Genomic DNA, 15,501 nt, shown 5'->3' with positions numbered 1-15,501 from the left:
GGCTCAGCGGCTGCTGGCAGAAGGGGGTGGCGAAGGTGTTGTCCACGATCAGCAGCAGGCCGTGCGCCCTGGCCACCTTCGACAGGGCCGCGATGTCGGCCAGCTTCATCAGCGGATTGGTGGGCGTCTCGACCCACAGCATCTTGGTCTTGGGCGTGATCGCCGCCTCGACCGCCGCGATGTCGCTCAGGTCCACATAGGCGAAGTCCAGCCCCATCGAGCGACGACGCACCCGCTCGAACAGCCGCCACGAGCCGCCGTACAGGTCGTCGCCGGTGACGATGTGGTCGCCGGCGTCCAGCAGCTCCAGCGCCGTCGACGTCGCCGCCATGCCCGAGCCGAAGCCGAACCCGTGCGTGCCGCCCTCCAGGTCGGCGACGCAGGCCTCGAACGCCTCCCGCGTCGGGTTCTTGCCCCGGGCGTACTCATAGCCCTTGTTCACGCCCGGACTTTCCTGGGCGTATGTCGAGGTGGCGTAGATCGGCGTCATCACCGCGCCCGTGGTCGGGTCGGGATGCTGGCCCGAATGGATGGCGCGGGTGGAGAAACCCTGGCTGTTCTTCTTGTCAGCCATGATCTTAGCGGTTCAGGCTGAGGTGATTGATCAGGTCGGTGCGGGTGATCAGGCCCACGAACGTCTCGCCGTCCAGCACGATGGCCACCCGGTCGCGGTCGAACACGGGGATCAGGGCGTCCAGCGGCTCGGACGCCTGAACCGTGTCCAGGTCGCGCGTCATGGCCGAGGCCACCGGCTTGGCGAACCGTTCCTTCCGCGTGATCTCGTCGGTGTTCATGACATGGACCAGATCGCTCTCGTCCAGGATGCCGACCAGGCGGCCGTCCTCGATGATCGGCAGTTGCGACACGTCGGCCCCGCGCATCCGCTTGAAGGCCGTGTCCAGGGTGTCGTCCGGCCCGGCCGTGACCACATCGCCCTTGGCGTATTTGCGGGTGATGAGGTCCGAGAGATCGCCGTGCAGTTCGCGCTCGCCCAGACCCTGATCGGCCAGCCAAGCGTCATTATACACCTTGGACAGGTATTTGGCGCCGGTGTCGCAGACGAAGGTGACGCACGTCTTCGGCTCGGTCTGCTCACGGCACCAGCGCAGCGCCGTCGCCAGCAGGGTGCCCGAGGACGACCCCGCCAGGATTCCTTCCTTCAGAAGCAGTTCGCGCGCGGCGCCGATCGCCTCGGCGTCCGGGATCGAATAGGCGCGGTCGATCAGGCTCATGTCGGCCGTCTCAGGCACGAAGTTCTGGCCGATGCCTTCGACGGCGAAACTGCCCTCGGGGCTGGGCACGCCGTCGTTCACGACGCCCGCCAGCGTCGACCCCACGGGATCGGCCAGGATGATCTGGGCCTTCGACCCCTGGCTTTTCAGATACCGCGCCGTGCCTGTGATGGTGCCGCCCGATCCGATGCCGGCGACCAGGGCGTCGATGTCGCCGCCCGTCTGGTCCCAGATTTCCGGGCCGGTGGTCTTCACATGGGCCTCGGCGTTCGAGGGATTGGCGAACTGATTGACGTAGAAGCCGTCCGGCAGAGCCTGCGCCAGCCGCTCGGCCATGTCGGTGTAGTACTCAGGATGCCCGTGCGGCACGTCCGAGCGCGTCAGGCGGACATCCGCCCCCATCGCCCTGAGATGCTGGATTTTTTCCTTCGACATCTTGTCCGGGATGACCAGGAGCACCTTATATCCACGCGCTCGCCCCACCAGGGTCAGGGCCAGACCGGTGTTGCCGGCGGTGGCCTCCACGATGGTGCCGCCGGGCTTGAGGAAGCCCTCGCGCTCCGCCGCATCCAGCATCTCCACCGCGATCCGATCCTTGATCGAGCCGCCGGGATTCTGAGATTCCAGCTTCAGCAGCAGCCGGCACGGTCCGGTGTCGATCCGCGTCACCTCCACCATCGGCGTCTTGCCGATCAGATCGAGCGGCGACGCGACGATCGCGCTCAGGGCGGGGGCGTTCAGGGACATCGGAGACTCCATTGGGGCCAGCGGAAGCTGAAGCCTCCCATTCATCTGGTCAACTTACGCAAGATTTGACCCAAGGGCGCGGTTCCGCGCTACGAAAGACGCAATGACCAAATCATCCAAGAGGCCGCCCGCCGGTCTCCCCGACAAAGACACCCTCGTCGCCTATCTGCGCGAGACCGGGTCGGCCGAGAAGACCGACATCGCCCGCCACTTCGGCCTGAAGGGCGGCGACCGCCGCGCCTTGCGCGAAATGATCCGCGAACTGGAGGCCGAAGGGCGTCTGGGCAAGCGCGGCCGCAAGGGATTTTCCGAGGCCGGCGCCCTGCCCCCCGTCGGCGTCGCCGATGTCATCGAGCGCGACGGCGACGGCGAACTGTATGTCCGCCTGGTCGAGGCCAGCCCGGACGCCCCGCGCGCCCTGCTCATGCCCGACAAGGGCAAGCCCGGCCCCGCCCCCGGCCTGGGCGACCGACTGCTGGTCAAGTTCTTCCGCGCCGACGATGGCTGGGAAGCGCGGCTCATCAAGAAGCTGGACGCCGGGACCAACCGCGTCCTCGGCGTCATCCGCAAATCGGCGCGCGAAACCCGCGTCGAGCCGGTCGATCGCCGCTCCAAGGACGTGCTGCTGGTGCCCCAGGCCCAGTCGGGCGACCTGCGCGATGGCGACCTGGTGCTGGCCGCGATCGAGAAGGGCGAGCATCGCTATGGCCCCAAGCGCGGCAAGATCCTGGAGCATATCGGCAAGGAGGACGATCCCCGCGCCGCCTCCCTGATCGCCATCCACGCGCACGGCGTGCCGACCGGCTTTTCCGAGGCCGTGGAGCGCGAGGCCGAGGACCAGGCGCTGCCGACCCTGAAGGGACGCGAGGACCTGCGCGAAATCCCCTTCATCACCATCGACCCCGCCGATGCGCGCGACCACGACGACGCCGTCTTCGCCCAGCGCGACGACGATCCGAAGAACCCCGGCGGCTGGATCGTCTGGGTCGCCATCGCCGACGTCGCCGCCTATGTCCGTCCCGGCACGGCGCTGGACCGCGAGGCCCGCGAGAAGGGCAACTCCACCTATTTCCCCGACCGCGTCGAGCCGATGCTGCCCGAGGTGCTGTCCAACGGGCTATGCAGCCTGAAGCAGGGCGAGAACCGCGCCTGCATGGCCGTGCGGATGGTCTTCGACAAGGACGGCCGAAAGACCGGCCACAAGTTCGTGCGCGGCCTGATGCGATCGCACGCCAAGCTCAGCTACGAACAGGCGCAATCCGCCATCGACGGACAGACCGACGACGCCACCGGCCCGATCATGGAGACGATCCTCTATCCGCTGTGGAACGCCTACCACACGATGCTGAAGGGCCGGCTGAAGCGCAGTCCGCTGCAGATCGAATCGGCCGAACGCCGCATCCGCATGGCGCCGGATGGCGGAATCGCCTCCATCGAGAAACGCACGTCGTTGGAGGCGCACCGGCTGATCGAGGAGATGATGATCCAGGCCAACGTCTGCGCCGCCGAGACGCTGGAGCAGAAGAAGACGCCGCTGATCTATCGCGTCCACGACGCGCCCAGTCAGGAGAAGATCTTCAACCTGGCGGACTTCCTGTCGACCATCGGCAAGCCTTGGAACAAGGGAGAGCCGGGCACGACCAAGCGGTTCAACAAGCTGTTGGACGAGACCCGCGACGGGGAGCACGCCGAGGTGGTCAACGAGGTGGTCCTGCGCACCCAGATGCAGGCCATCTATTCAACCGAGAACGTGGGCCACTTCGGCCTGAACCTGGACCGCTACGCCCACTTCACCTCGCCGATCCGGCGCTATTCCGACCTGATCGTGCACCGGGGCCTGATCCGCGCCCTGGGGCTAGGCAAGGACGGGCTGACGGACCGCGAGATCGCCGAACTGCCGGCCATCGCCGAACAGGTGACGACCACCGAGCGTCGCTCGATGGCGGCGGAACGCGACGCGATGGACCGCTACATCGCCGCCTTCCTGGAGGACCGGGTCGGGGCGACATTCGCCGGCCGGATCACCGGGGTGACGCGCTTTGGCCTGTTCGTGCGGCTGGACGAGACGGGGGCCGACGGACTGGTCCCGGTCTCGACCCTGGGCGGCGAATATTTCACCCACGACGACCGCGCCCACGCCCTGGTCGGCGAGCGCACGGGCCAACGCTTCACCCTGGGTCGCCGGGTGGAGGTCAAGCTGATGGAGGCAACGCCGGTCACCGGCGGCCTGGTGTTCGAGATGCTGAGCGACCCAGAGCCGCGCGATCCCAACGCCCCCGCCCCTCGCCTGGGGATGCGCGGGCGCGGCGGAGACGGCCCGGTCAAGCGCGGCAAGAACCGTCCCGGCGGCCCCAAGCCCCGCAACGGCTCCAAGCCCTCCGGCGGCCTGAAGGGCGTCAGGAAGGGCAAGCGCAAGTGACTCCCTTCGACGCCGCTCAGGATCTGGCCGACGCCCCCCGAACCGGCGCCGCGCAACGGCCCAAGGACGCCGCGACCCTGATCCTGACGCGCGGAAGCGCCCGGCCCGAGGTGCTGATGGGGCGTCGCGCGCCGGGACACGTCTTCATGGCGTCGAAATGGGTGTTTCCGGGCGGGCGGGTCGACCGCAGCGACTTCACCGCCGCCAGCGCCGGCGACCTGCCCCCTGGCGTCGCCCGTCGCCTGGAAGGGGAATTGCCCGCTCGGCGCGCCCGCGCCCTGGCCCTGACCGCCGTGCGCGAGACGTTCGAGGAGACCGGCCTGATCCTGGGCCGGCCGGCGCCGTCGGCCAACGTCGCCGGGCCGTGGCGCGAGTATCGCCAGGCGGGCGCCCTGCCCGATCTGTCGGTCCTGTCCTATGTCGCGCGCGCCATCACGCCGCCCGGCCGCACGCGCCGCTTCGACGCCCGCTTCTTCATGGCCCCGGCCGAGGCGCTGCTATCGCCGGAGCCGACCGCCGGGTCGGGCGAACTGGACGAGATCGCCTGGCTGCCGCTGGACCAGGCCCGCGCGCAGGATCTGCCGGCGATCACGCGCTTCGTCCTGGGCGAGGTGGCGGGGCGCCTGGCCGACTCCGACCGTCCCCTGCCCTTCGTGCGCATGGTGCGCGGCCGACATGTGGTGGAGCACAGGGACTGACATGGCCCCAACGATCATCACCCTGCGCCTGACCATCGCTGATCCGGTCGCGGGCGTGGCCTACAGCCTGCAAGACAAGGCGAACATGCCGGTCGAGCCGCGCATCGCCGGCGACGGTCCGATCAGCTTCGACGCACCCATCACCCTGTCCGACGACGGGCGGCTGACCGGACCCTTCGTGCGACGCGAGGGGCCGACGCGACGGTTCGTCTATATCGCCGTCGGAACGTCGGCCGGTCAGCACGCCAGCGAATGGAGTCGCCGCGCCAAGATCGACGTGCACGACATTCCCGCCGACCTGCTGGCCCAGGCTCGCGCGGGTCGTGTGCTGAAGGTCGTCCTGCCTGGCCGCGCCAAGGACGGCGGCCCCGCCTGCGCCACCGTGCGACCGCTGCAAGCCTGGCGCATCGGCTGATTCAGTCGACGATGGGCTTGGCCAGGTCGAACTCGACGCGGAAATGGCGGTTGGGGCGACGCAGTTCATAAGCGAACATTCGCTCGGGATGGACCTCCATGGCCCAGACATTGGTGGTGGAGACCGCCGCGTCGTTGGCGTTGAACAGGGCGATCGATTCGGCGTCGACGGGGAATTCCTGCCGCTCTGCAGCGCCCGCGTTCACCGTGTCGCCGCCGTACCAGTGCAGCACATCCGTCGTGCCGTCCTCATGGCGATGATCGTGCTTCAACCGGAGCCCCGCAGCCGTCCTCGACACCACCCAGGTGCGGGAGCGGTCCTGGCCGACGGCGAAGGGGATCCGCACCTCCTCGGGCGAACAATCGCGGACGTGCATGAACAGGCGTTCGCTGGCGAACTTCGCGTCAGCGGCGTCCGTCGTGACGACCCGCCCCTCGAACCGCTGGCCGCACAGGGCGTTCAGACGGGTCATGAAGGCATCGGCTGGAGCGGGCGTCTGAGCCACGGCGGCGCTCATCGCGACCGTGGCCAGGAGGGCGGCCGCCGCCGCCAGGGACAGGATTTTCATGCCCTTGACCCTAGCCGGACGAAACCGCACGACAACGCGACATCGCGCCCGTTGACTTTGGGGCGCGCCTGAGTATGTTCCGCGCCTCTTATTTTAGCGGCTTTCGCCGTCGCAGAGGTAATTCCGATGGCCAAACCGGCTTCCATCAAGATCCGCCTGAACTCCACGGCCGACACCGGCTTCTTCTACGTCACCAAGAAGAACGCCCGCACCATGACCGAGAAGATGGTCGTCAAGAAGTACGACCCGGTTGCGCGCAAGCACGTCGAGTTCAAGGAAGGCAAGATCAAGTAAACGCTTGATCCAGCTACGAATTGAGAACGCCCGGCTGCCGCTCAGCCGGGCGTTTTTCGTTGCGGGATGGCGCGCCGGTCAGGCCGCCTTGGCGATGACCTTGTTGCGACCGCCGGCCTTGGCCTCATAGACACCCTCGTCCGCCCGTTTCAGCAGCAGGTCGGGCGTGTCGCCGTCGCCGGTGGTGGCGGCCACGCCGATGGAAATGGTGATCGACAGGCTTTCCCGGCCGCCCATGATGCGGAACGGCGCGGAGGCGACGTCTCGGCGAATCCGCTCGGCCACGCGCTGGGCGTCGTCCAGAGAAGCGCCGGGCATGACCACCACGAACTCCTCGCCGCCCATCCGGCACGGCAGGTCCACCGCGCGCACATTGGTGGCCAGGCGCACCGCGAACTCGGTCAGCACCTCGTCGCCCGCGTCGTGGCCGAAGCTGTCGTTGACCGACTTGAAGTGGTCGATGTCCATCAGCAGCACCGCCACCGAACTGCCGCCATGCGCGGCGCGGTTGACCAGCGCCTGGAGCTGGCCGGCCATGTAGCGGCGATTGTGCAGGCCGGTCAGGGCGTCGGTGACGGCCATCTCCAGGCTGTTGTCCAGCCTTTCGCGCAGGAAGTCGCTGTAGCGCTTGCGGCGGATCTGGGTGCGGGCCCGCGCCGACAACTCCTCGACGTCGATCGGACGCGGCAGGATGTCGGTCGCGCCCAGTTCCAGCGCCTTGACCATCCGCGCCCGTTCCGTCGGCTCGACCACCGCCAGGATGGGCGCGCGGCGCGCGTCGCCCGACTTGGACAAGGCCACGACCCGCAGCCCGTCGAAGGCCTCGGCCGCCACATTGACGATGATCAAGTCCAGCGGACCCTTGATCGCCGTCAGGGCCTTGTCCGGATCGGACTCGACCGTGACGCGGTGTTCGCGCGCCAAGGCTTCGGCGATCACAGCCGCCTGGCGCTCGTTGTCGTCGACGATCAACACCCGCCCGCCCTCGGCGCGCAGGCGCCGCGCGCCGTCGCCGCCGACGCCCAGGCGCCGGCTGCTTTCTTCGCGCTCGCGCAGTTCGTCCATCACCTGCTTCAGACGAGTCAGCGACCGCACGCGCGCGAACAGGATCACATCGTCGATCGGCTTGGTCAGGAAGTCGTCGGCGCCCGCCTCGAGGCCCCGAATGCGGTCCTCGCGTCCGTCCAGCGCCGTGACCAGCACCACGGGGATATGGCGCGTCTCGGCCTGGGCCTTCAGCCGGCGGCAGGTCTCGAACCCGTCCATGCCGGGCATCATCACGTCCAACAGGATCAGGTCGGGCTGGCTCTCGGCCGCCAGGGCCAAGGCGCTCTGGCCGTCCTGGCAGGTCAGCACGTCGAAATATTCGATGGTCAGCTTGGCTTCGAGCAGACGAACGTTGGCCTCGACGTCGTCCACGACCAGGACGCGCGCGCTCATGTCAGGTGCTTCCTGACCGTTTCGAGGAAATGCATCACCGAGATGGGCTTGGAGATATAGGCCTCGCAGCCGCCCTGCCGAATCCGCTCCTCGTCGCCCTTCATGGCGAAAGCCGTGACGGCGATGACGGGGATGTGGTTCAGCTCCTCGTCGTCCTTCAGCCACTTGGTGACTTCGAGACCGGAAATCTCGGGCAGCTGAATATCCATCAGGATCAGGTCAGGCTGGTGCGCGCGCGCCAGCGCCAGCGCCTGCATCCCTTCGCGGGTCTGCAGCGTCTCATAGCCCTGGGAATCGAGCAGATCATGAAAAAGCTTCATGTTCAGCTCGTTATCCTCGACGATGAGGACCTTCTTCGACATCATCACCCAGCCCGCGCGTCCCTGGACGTGGGGACGGCTTCCTTTGATGCGATACTGGCCGACCAGTCTTAAGTTGGGATGAAGCCAACCTTACGGAGAGCTTAAAGCGTGGCCATAAAGGCCGTCTGTCGCGACTGCCTGTGGACCGGCGAAGACCCCGCCGGGCCGCCGGATCGACGCTGCCCGGCGTGCGGCTCGCGCCGTCTCGTGGCGGACTCCGAACTGGACCGGTTGTCGATCGCCCATATGGACTGCGACGCCTTCTACGCCTCGGTGGAAAAGCGCGACCGGCCCGAGTTGCGCGACAAGCCGGTGATCGTGGGCGGCGGCAAGCGCGGGGTGGTCTCCACGGCCTGCTATGTCGCGCGCCTGTACGGCGTCGGCTCGGCCATGCCCATGTTCAAGGCGCTGAAGGCCTGCCCCAACGCCGTCGTCATCAAGCCGGACTTCTCCAAGTACAGCTTCGAATCGAAGCGCATCCTGGGCGCGCTGGGCCAGCTGACGCCGCTGATCCAGCCCCTGTCCCTGGACGAGGCCTGGGTCGATCTGTCGGGCACCGAGCGCCTAAACGGCGGCCCGCCCGCCCTGCAGTTGATCCGCTTCCAGAAGGCCATCGAGGACGAGACCGGCCTGACCGTCTCCATCGGCCTGGCGCCCAATCGCTTCCTGGCCAAGATGGCGTCGGAGATGGACAAGCCGCGTGGCTTTTCCGTCATCGGCCGCGCCAACGCCCGGAGCCTGCTGGCCGACAAGCCCGTCACCGCCCTGCCCGGCGTCGGCCCGGTGTTCGGCAAGGCGTTGCGAAGCGACGGCTATGCGCTGATCGGCGACCTGGCCCGGGCCGACGTGCGGGATCTGGTGAAGCGCTACGGCGAATCGGGCCTGCGCCTGCATCATCTGGCCCACGCTCGCGACGCCCGCGCGGTGAACCCCGAACGCGACCGCAAGGGCATGAGCGCCGAAACCACTTTCAACGAGGACCTGGCGACCCAGGAGGCGCTGGAGGCCGAGCTGTGGCCGTTGTGCGAGAAGCTGGCGTCCAAGGCCCGCCGGGACGGCGTGGCCAGCCGGGTGATCGTGCTGAAGCTGCGGCGCACCGACTTCAAGATCGTCACCCGCCGCGTGACCCTGCCCGAGCCGGTGCAGACGGCGCGCGCCCTTTTCGCCGCCGGGCGCGATCTGCTGAGACCCGAACTGGGCCGTCCCTACCGCCTGATCGGCATCGGCATGGCCGACATCCAGGACACCGAGGACGCCCCCGCCGGCCTGTTCCAGACCGCCGAGACCCGCGCCCTGAAGACCGAGCGCGCCATCGACAAGCTGCGCGAGAAATTCGGCGACAAGGCCGTCGTCGCCGGCCGGGCGCTGAAGGGCTGAGGCTCAGTCCAGCCGCGTCGTCCAGCCGTCGAAGGCGACCTCGACATTGGCCGGCAACTGGGCCGACAGGGTGCGATAGTCCATGTCGATGTGCAGGTTGGTCAGCACCGCGCGTTCCACCTCGGCGGCGGCGATCCACTCCAGCGCACGGTCCAGATGCGCGTGGGTCGGGTGCGGCGCATAACGCAGGGCGTCCACGATCCACAGCCGACAGCCGCGCACGGCGGCCAGCGCCGTCTCCTCCAGGTCCGACACATCGCTGGAATAGGCCATGTCGCCCAGCCGATAGCCGACCGAGCGGATCGGCCCGTGCGCCTGGTCGAATGTCACGACCGGAACGGCGCCGCCAGCCCCCTCCACGCTCCACGGCTGGCCATGCGGCGGTATCACCCGTGCGTCCAGCAGCGGCGGATAGCCGAGCTTCATCTCGAAGATGTAGTCGAACCGGTGGCTCAGCGACGCATGGGTCGCCGCGTCCATCCAGGCCGGGATGCGCCGACGCGACCGCGCCGCGAAGGTCCGCAGGTCGTCGATGCCGTGCGTCTGGTCGGCGTGGTCGTGGGTGTAGAGCACGGCGTCAACATGGGTCGTTCCGCTGGCCAGCATCTGCTCGCGCAGGTCCGGCGAGGTGTCGATCAGGACGTTGGTGACGCCGTCGCGGCCGGTCTGGCGCGCCAGCATGGAACAGCGCGTGCGCCGATTGCGAGGTTCGGCGGGGTCGCAGGCGCCCCAGTCGCCGTCGCCGCGCGGCACCCCGCCCGACGAGCCGCAGCCCAGAATGACCACCTCCAGGCTCATGCCGCCGGCCTCGGTATGCGGTCGAACAAGGCGAAAAAGGCGTCGGTGGTCCGCGCGTCGGCCTCTTCGGCGCTCCAGCCTCGGATCTCGGCCAGCTTGTCCAGCACCAGACCGACATAGGCCGGTTCGTTGCGGCGTCCCCGATGCGGGATCGGCGCCAGATAGGGGCAGTCCGTCTCGACGATGATCCGGTCGGCCGGCATGTCGCGGATCACCGCTCGGACCTCCTCCGCCGCCTTGAAGGTGGCGATGCCGGACACCGAGAACCACGCGCCCAGTTCCGCCGCCGTCGCCGCCAGCGCCGCGCCGCTGGTGTAGCAGTGCATCAGCATCCGAAACGGCCCGGCGACGTGTTCCTCTTTCAGGATCGCGGCCATGACGTCGTCGGCCTCGCGCGTGTGGATCACCAGCGGCAGGCCGGTCTCGCGCGCCGCCTTCACGTGCTGGCGGAACACCGCCGCCTGCACCTCGCGCGGGCTCAGGTCGTAGTGGAAGTCCAGGCCGCATTCGCCGATCCCGACCACCTTGGGCCGGTTCGCCAAGTCGATCAGCGTCGCCGCCGTCAGGTCCGCCGCGTCCTTGGCCTCGTGCGGGTGGACGCCGACGGTGCACCAGATGTCGTCGTTGGCCATCGCCAGGCCATGCGTCGCCTCGAAGGTCGTCAGCCGGTCGGAGATTTCGACCATCACACGCACCCCCGCCGCGCGGGCCCGATCGATGACCGCATCGCGATCCTCGTCGAACTGGGGGGCGTGGAGGTTCACATGGCTGTCGATCAGCATCAGCCGGCCGCCTCCGTGCGGGCGCGGGTGCGCCGGATGTCCGCCAGCGCGCCCGCCAGGACATCGCCGCGATCCAGGTTCAGGCCGGCCGCACGGTCCGGCAGGGGGCTCAGCCGCTCCCACAGCTCGGCCCAGCGGTTGCCGGCGCCCGGCGCGGCCTCCAGCGCCTGCATCCGCACGGCCGCGATCAGCCGATCCATCAGGGTCTCGAACCTGTCCTGGCCTTCGGCGCCCCGGAACTTATCGGCGACGGCCAGGGCCTCGGCGCGGTCGATGTCGCCCGACACCCATTGCCGAGCCAGTTGGTCCATCTCGAAGGTCGCGCCGGACGCCAGGGCCAGGGCCGCGCCGGGCGAGCCGCCCGCCATCGCCGCCGCGTGCGCCGCGTCCTCGGGCTCGGCGCCGGTCCGGTTTCGCACCAAGCTCTCCAACCGATCCTGGGGCCAAATCGGAAAGCTCAGACGTCGACACCGCGACCGGATCGTCGCCAGCAGACGGCCCGGCGCATGGGTCACAAGGAAAAGCACTCCACGCTCCGGCGGCTCCTCAAGAACCTTCAGCAAGGCATTGGCGGCGTTGATGTTCAGGTCGTCGGCGGCGTCGATGATCGCCACGCGATAACGCGCCTGCGACGGGCTCTTGGAGAAGAACTCGGGCAGTTCGCGCGCCTGATCCACCGAGATCGACTTCTTGACCTTGCCGCCCTCGACCGCGCGCTCCAGGACCAGCAGGTCGGGATGCGCCTGGGCGGAAATCAGCCGGCTGACCGGATCGTCCCTGGACGTCCCAAGCGGCCCGCGCGACGGATCGGCCGCCGCCCCCATCAGACGACGCGCGGCGCGATAGGCGAAAGTCGCCTTGCCTGCCCCCTCGACCCCGCACAGCAACCAGGCGTGATGCAGCCGACCCCGCTCCCAGGCGCCCAGGAAGGCGGCCTCGGCGGCGACGTCGGGGACCAGGTCGAACCTGTCGCGGGGATGATCCTCGCTCACAGCAAGCGCTCCTGAACGGCGCGCCACACCCGCTCCTCGACCGTGTCCAGGTCGCCCACGGCGTCGATGCGGACGCAGCGGTCCGGGTTCGCCTCGACGATCTTCAGAAAGCCCTCGCGCAGGCGTTGGTGGAAGGCCAAACCCTTGGATTCGAACCGGGTCTCGAACAGCCCCCGCCCGAAGGCCCGGTCCAGCCCCACCTCGACTGGCAGATCGAACACCAGGGTCAGGTCCGGCTGGTCGTCCGCCACCACGGCGGCGTCGACCCGTTCGATGAATTCCTGCGCCACGCCGCCGCCCGCCCCCTGATAGGCCCGGCTGGAGTCGGCGAAGCGGTCGCACACCACCCAGTCGCCCGCCACGAGGGCCGGCCGGATGGTGTTTTCCAGATGGTCAGAGCGCGCCGCGTACATCAGAAGGGTCTCGGTCATGGCCGACCAGGGCTCGGCCTCCGTGGCCACGACCAGGTTGCGGATGACCTCGGCGCCCCTGGATCCGCCCGGCTCGCGGGTGCGGACCACGGTGCGTTCGCCCAGCAAGGGCTGCAACCGAGCCACCAGCCGACCGACCTGGGTCGACTTGCCGGCGCCCTCGCCGCCTTCGAAGGTGATGAACTTGCCTCGGGACACAGGGCTTCATGGCGCCCCGGCGCGCCCGGACGCAAGCCCGCGCGACGATCAGCTTCCCGATATCAACAGGGCGTCGGCGTAACCGCGCGCCACCACGGCCTGGCGACCCCGCTCGGCGGCGTTCGCGTCCTCCCACGGCCCCACCAGGACCCGGAACCGCGCCGCCCCGGCGTCCGCCCGGACCCAGCCGCTCAGGCTGTCGGCGATTCGCCGCGCCTCCCCGGCGTCGGAGAAGCTGCCCGCCTGAACCCAGAACGGCCCGGTTTGGGCCGCGGACATGGCTGCCGGCGCGGGCGTCGGCGCGGATGTCGGCGAAGGCGTCCGGGCCTCGGCCGTCAACACCGTCCCGCCGCTGCCCAGGCGCGGCGCCCGGCCCAGATAGCGAACCCGAACCCGGCCCACGCCCTTGGCCAGCAGGCCCAGTTCGTCGGCCGCCTCGCGCGACAGGTCGATGATGCGCCCCTCCACGAACGGTCCGCGATCGTTGATCCGCACCACGACACGCTGGCCGGTCTCCAGGTTCGTCACCTCCACCAGGCCCGGCAGCGGCAGGGTCTTGTGGGCCGCCGTCAGCGCGTTCATGTCGAACCGCTCGCCGGTCGAGGTCGGCCGCCCGTTGTGGGCCGAGCCATACCAGGAGGCCATCCCGACCTCGTCGTAGTTCGGCTGCTCCTCGGGCCGATACCAACGCCCGCGCACCTGATACGGCCGCATGGTTCCCGACACGATCGGCGCCGGATCGCGCACGACGGGGGCCTGCGTCGCCGGCGCGCGCGCCGAGGGCCGCGCTGCGCCCACGCTGGAACACGCCGCCAGCAGCGAGATCGCCGCCAGGACCAGCGCGCCGCGCACCACACCCTGCGCCCCCATCGCTCGTCTCGCTGTCGTCTTCATCCTTTCAGGATGCCGCCGGACATTTCCCCTTTGGTTAATGCCGGGTTGGTTTGCTATTGCGGTCGCGCCGCGGGTGGTTGGCAGAGCGGTTTAATGCACCGGTCTTGAAAACCGGCGAAGCTGCGAGGCTTCCGAGAGTTCGAATCTCTCACCACCCGCCAAACCCTGCCTCGGAGCGTCAGCGAAGCGTCAGGACGACCAGCGACTTTTCCGGCAAGATCACGCTCCAAGCTCTCGTCCCAAACGGGCGCCGTTCAGTCGACTTCCATCAAGACCACGTCATAGGTCTGCATCGGCACGGTCAGTTGCGCCTTGCCCTCGCGGTCCGCTGTCAGGATGCGGGTCTCGACTTCATCGCGTGTGAGCGCCTGCAGATGCGCCAGTTGCTCCGGCGTCAGCACGCCAGGCGATCCCATTTCCAGCCAGGCGGTATAGGCGTCGTTGGCGCGGAAACCCGTGCGGCGAATCCGCACCTGATGCGGTCCCGGCGCCAGATTGTCGACCACGACCTCCAGCGGAGCGGCCGCGGCGGGCTCGCGCACCTGGCGGAAGAAGGGGCGATTGCTGACGGGCTGGTCCGGCAGCTCGTAGCGCCAGGCCAGCACCTGAACCCGGCCATCCTTGAGCGCCGCGATGCTCTGGGCGTCCCCGGTGGAAAGTTCGCGGTCGCCCAGGTCGTTCAGATATTTGAAGGCGAAGAAGGCGGGCTTTCGAATCCCTTGCGGGTTCATCAGCCCAAAGCCGCCGTCGAACGGCCGCGTTTGCGGCCCGGGTTCCTCGAACAGGTCGCTGAGCGCCCAATAGCTCATGCCCTGCGCCAGGCCTTCGCTCTCGCGCAGCTTGGTCAGGATGTAGGAGGCGCTCAGATAATCGTCGTGAATGGGGTCGCGCGGATTGTAGCTGGTGCTCCATTCGGTGAAATAGAGCGGAAGGCCAGGACGCGACGAGGCCTCGATCTCGGCCCGGACCTTGCGCACGTCCGAGACCACGGCGTCGGGGGCCCGCGACAGCTTGTTGTCGCCCTCGCCCTTCTCGTCCAGAAATCCGCCTTCCACGCCGTAGGTATGGGTGGTGACGAAATCGACGGGCAGATCGCGCCGGTCGGTATAGTCCAGAAACTCGGGAATCCAGTCCGCGCCCGCCGTGGCAGGCCCGCCCACGCGCAGTTGCGGATCGACCGCCTTGAGGGCGCGGACCGTGCGGCCGTAGAAATCGAAATAGGCGGCCTGGTCCGCCCCCTCCCAAAAGCCGTCCAGGTTCGGCTCGTTCCAGAACTCGAAATACCAGCTTCGGACCTCCTCGACCCCGTAGCGGTCGATCAGGTGGCGCGCGAAGGCGTCGATCAGGGCCGACCACTTCTCCGGCTGAGGATGGGAGGTGTTGCCCTGCCAGTAGAACAGGGTCTGATCGGATGTCTTCATGGCGTCGGGCGTGAAGCCCAGTTCGATGAACGGCTTGATCCCCATCGCCAGGAATTGATCGTACAGCCGGTCCACGTGTGTCCAATCATAGACCGGACGCCCGTCCACCTCGCGATAAACGCCCATGTCGTCGTGGAAGATGTCGTGGAAGCGGATGTAGCGGAATCCCAGTTCGTCGACCACGACCCGCAACTGCGCCAGAGCGTCCGGCCGCCCCGTCACGGCCGGATAGTCGGCGCCGATAGAGAATTGGCTCATCTGGTCACGCAGACGGGTCGGCCCCGCCGCATCGATCGAGATCAGCCGCGATTGGGTTTCAGCCATCGCTGGCCAGACGCCCAGCGTCAGAGAGAGGACGCCGCCGATCAGCCAGCGGCGCGCCATCGAAACAGGGTAAGGCGTCATCGCGATTTCCTCCGTCAGTGGTTCGGGC

The 15,501-nt window shown here is 68.4% G+C and carries 16 protein-coding genes and 1 tRNA gene; 6 read left to right on the top strand and 11 right to left on the bottom strand.

What is annotated here, in order from left to right:
• The coding region (locus tag B2U11_RS03190; RefSeq protein WP_292069910.1) for a trans-sulfuration enzyme family protein at nt 1–574 on the bottom strand (574 nt) is incomplete at its 3' end.
• A 4-nt stretch (nt 575–578) separates the two neighbouring features.
• Complete coding sequence (locus tag B2U11_RS03185; protein ID WP_292069908.1) at nt 579–1,979, bottom strand: cystathionine beta-synthase; 1,401 nt, start codon at nt 1,977–1,979, stop codon at nt 579–581.
• Nucleotides 1,980–2,082: 103 nt separating this feature from the next.
• On the opposite strand from B2U11_RS03185, the gene rnr reads away from it, so the two are divergent.
• From rnr to B2U11_RS03170, 3 genes are read left to right on the top strand one after another with little or no spacing between them, the layout of a single operon-like run.
• A complete protein-coding gene (gene rnr, locus B2U11_RS03180) occupies nt 2,083–4,398 on the top strand; it encodes a ribonuclease R (RefSeq protein WP_292069906.1) in 2,316 nt (771 codons plus the stop codon).
• Nucleotides 4,395–5,096: an NUDIX hydrolase gene (locus B2U11_RS03175; RefSeq protein WP_292069904.1), complete on the top strand. Its 702-nt coding sequence runs from the start codon at nt 4,395–4,397 to the stop codon at nt 5,094–5,096. The genes rnr and B2U11_RS03175 overlap by 4 nt, the downstream gene beginning before the upstream one ends.
• 1 nt (nt 5,097) lies before the next feature.
• Nucleotides 5,098–5,511 (top strand): DUF5990 family protein, encoded by a 414-nt coding sequence (locus tag B2U11_RS03170; RefSeq protein WP_292069902.1) that lies wholly within the window; start codon nt 5,098–5,100, stop codon nt 5,509–5,511.
• Between the two features lies 1 nt (nt 5,512).
• Here B2U11_RS03170 and B2U11_RS03165 read toward each other — a convergent pair whose 3' ends face one another.
• Nucleotides 5,513–6,079 carry a hypothetical protein gene (locus tag B2U11_RS03165; protein WP_292069900.1) on the bottom strand — a complete coding sequence of 189 codons (567 nt, stop codon included), beginning with the start codon at nt 6,077–6,079 and terminating at the stop codon, nt 5,513–5,515.
• 126 nt (nt 6,080–6,205) lie between these two features.
• Here B2U11_RS03165 and rpmG point away from each other — a divergent pair, with 126 nt between their 5' ends.
• Complete coding sequence (gene rpmG / locus B2U11_RS03160; RefSeq protein ID WP_181543575.1) at nt 6,206–6,373, top strand: 50S ribosomal protein L33; 168 nt, start codon at nt 6,206–6,208, stop codon at nt 6,371–6,373.
• 78 nt (nt 6,374–6,451) lie between these two features.
• On the opposite strand, the gene B2U11_RS03155 is transcribed toward rpmG, so the two are convergent.
• Together B2U11_RS03155 and B2U11_RS03150 are read right to left on the bottom strand one after the other, a co-directional pair.
• Nucleotides 6,452–7,813: a PleD family two-component system response regulator gene (locus B2U11_RS03155; protein ID WP_292069896.1), complete on the bottom strand. Its 1,362-nt coding sequence runs from the start codon at nt 7,811–7,813 to the stop codon at nt 6,452–6,454.
• A complete protein-coding gene (locus tag B2U11_RS03150; RefSeq protein ID WP_249751978.1) occupies nt 7,810–8,175 on the bottom strand; it encodes a response regulator in 366 nt (121 codons plus the stop codon). The genes B2U11_RS03155 and B2U11_RS03150 overlap by 4 nt, the downstream gene beginning before the upstream one ends.
• A 108-nt stretch (nt 8,176–8,283) precedes the next feature.
• On the opposite strand from B2U11_RS03150, the gene B2U11_RS03145 reads away from it, so the two are divergent.
• The gene (locus tag B2U11_RS03145) at nt 8,284–9,552 is read left to right on the top strand and encodes a DNA polymerase IV (protein WP_292069895.1); all 1,269 of its coding nucleotides are present in this window, start codon (nt 8,284–8,286) and stop codon (nt 9,550–9,552) included.
• Nucleotides 9,553–9,555: 3 nt separating this feature from the next.
• Here B2U11_RS03145 and B2U11_RS03140 read toward each other — a convergent pair whose 3' ends face one another.
• From B2U11_RS03140 to B2U11_RS03120, 5 genes are read right to left on the bottom strand one after another with little or no spacing between them, the layout of a single operon-like run.
• Complete coding sequence (locus tag B2U11_RS03140) at nt 9,556–10,350, bottom strand: MBL fold metallo-hydrolase (RefSeq protein WP_292069894.1); 795 nt, start codon at nt 10,348–10,350, stop codon at nt 9,556–9,558.
• Nucleotides 10,347–11,132, bottom strand: coding sequence for a TatD family hydrolase (locus B2U11_RS03135; protein WP_292069893.1), 786 nt, complete (start codon nt 11,130–11,132; stop codon nt 10,347–10,349). The genes B2U11_RS03140 and B2U11_RS03135 overlap by 4 nt, the downstream gene beginning before the upstream one ends.
• Nucleotides 11,132–12,124, bottom strand: coding sequence for a DNA polymerase III subunit delta' (locus B2U11_RS03130; RefSeq protein WP_292069891.1), 993 nt, complete (start codon nt 12,122–12,124; stop codon nt 11,132–11,134). The genes B2U11_RS03135 and B2U11_RS03130 overlap by 1 nt, the downstream gene beginning before the upstream one ends.
• Complete coding sequence (tmk, locus tag B2U11_RS03125) at nt 12,121–12,753, bottom strand: dTMP kinase (protein WP_292069890.1); 633 nt, start codon at nt 12,751–12,753, stop codon at nt 12,121–12,123. The genes B2U11_RS03130 and tmk overlap by 4 nt, the downstream gene beginning before the upstream one ends.
• A 48-nt stretch (nt 12,754–12,801) precedes the next feature.
• A complete protein-coding gene (locus B2U11_RS03120; protein ID WP_292069887.1) occupies nt 12,802–13,623 on the bottom strand; it encodes a septal ring lytic transglycosylase RlpA family protein in 822 nt (273 codons plus the stop codon).
• Nucleotides 13,624–13,718: 95 nt separating this feature from the next.
• Between B2U11_RS03120 and B2U11_RS03115 the strand changes: the two genes are divergently transcribed.
• A tRNA-Ser gene (locus B2U11_RS03115) sits at nt 13,719–13,808 on the top strand.
• A gap of 93 nt (nt 13,809–13,901) precedes the next feature.
• On the opposite strand, the gene B2U11_RS03110 is transcribed toward B2U11_RS03115, so the two are convergent.
• Complete coding sequence (locus tag B2U11_RS03110) at nt 13,902–15,392, bottom strand: GH39 family glycosyl hydrolase (protein WP_292069912.1); 1,491 nt, start codon at nt 15,390–15,392, stop codon at nt 13,902–13,904.
• Between the last annotated feature and the right edge of the window lie 109 nt (nt 15,393–15,501).

It is taken from the genome of Brevundimonas sp. UBA7534, assembly GCF_002479325.1.
In the GTDB taxonomy this organism is placed as follows: Bacteria; Pseudomonadota; Alphaproteobacteria; order Caulobacterales; family Caulobacteraceae; genus Brevundimonas.
This window is presented reverse-complemented; position numbering and strand designations above follow the sequence as displayed.

Bases quoted from the DNA above. Each gene is read 5' to 3' on its own strand.
- B2U11_RS03185 (WP_292069908.1), bottom strand. From the start codon at position 1,979: ATGTCCCTGAACGCCCCCGCCCTGAGCGCGATCGTCGCGTCGCCGCTC.
- rnr (WP_292069906.1), top strand. From the start codon at position 2,083: ATGACCAAATCATCCAAGAGGCCGCCCGCCGGTCTCCCCGACAAAGAC.
- B2U11_RS03170 (WP_292069902.1), top strand. From the start codon at position 5,098: ATGGCCCCAACGATCATCACCCTGCGCCTGACCATCGCTGATCCGGTC.
- B2U11_RS03165 (WP_292069900.1), bottom strand. From the start codon at position 6,079: ATGAAAATCCTGTCCCTGGCGGCGGCGGCCGCCCTCCTGGCCACGGTC.
- rpmG (WP_181543575.1), top strand. From the start codon at position 6,206: ATGGCCAAACCGGCTTCCATCAAGATCCGCCTGAACTCCACGGCCGAC.
- B2U11_RS03155 (WP_292069896.1), bottom strand. From the start codon at position 7,813: ATGAGCGCGCGCGTCCTGGTCGTGGACGACGTCGAGGCCAACGTTCGT.
- B2U11_RS03150 (WP_249751978.1), bottom strand. From the start codon at position 8,175: ATGTCGAAGAAGGTCCTCATCGTCGAGGATAACGAGCTGAACATGAAG.
- B2U11_RS03140 (WP_292069894.1), bottom strand. From the start codon at position 10,350: ATGAGCCTGGAGGTGGTCATTCTGGGCTGCGGCTCGTCGGGCGGGGTG.
- B2U11_RS03135 (WP_292069893.1), bottom strand. From the start codon at position 11,132: ATGCTGATCGACAGCCATGTGAACCTCCACGCCCCCCAGTTCGACGAG.
- B2U11_RS03120 (WP_292069887.1), bottom strand. From the start codon at position 13,623: ATGGGGGCGCAGGGTGTGGTGCGCGGCGCGCTGGTCCTGGCGGCGATC.
- B2U11_RS03110 (WP_292069912.1), bottom strand. From the start codon at position 15,392: ATGGCTGAAACCCAATCGCGGCTGATCTCGATCGATGCGGCGGGGCCG.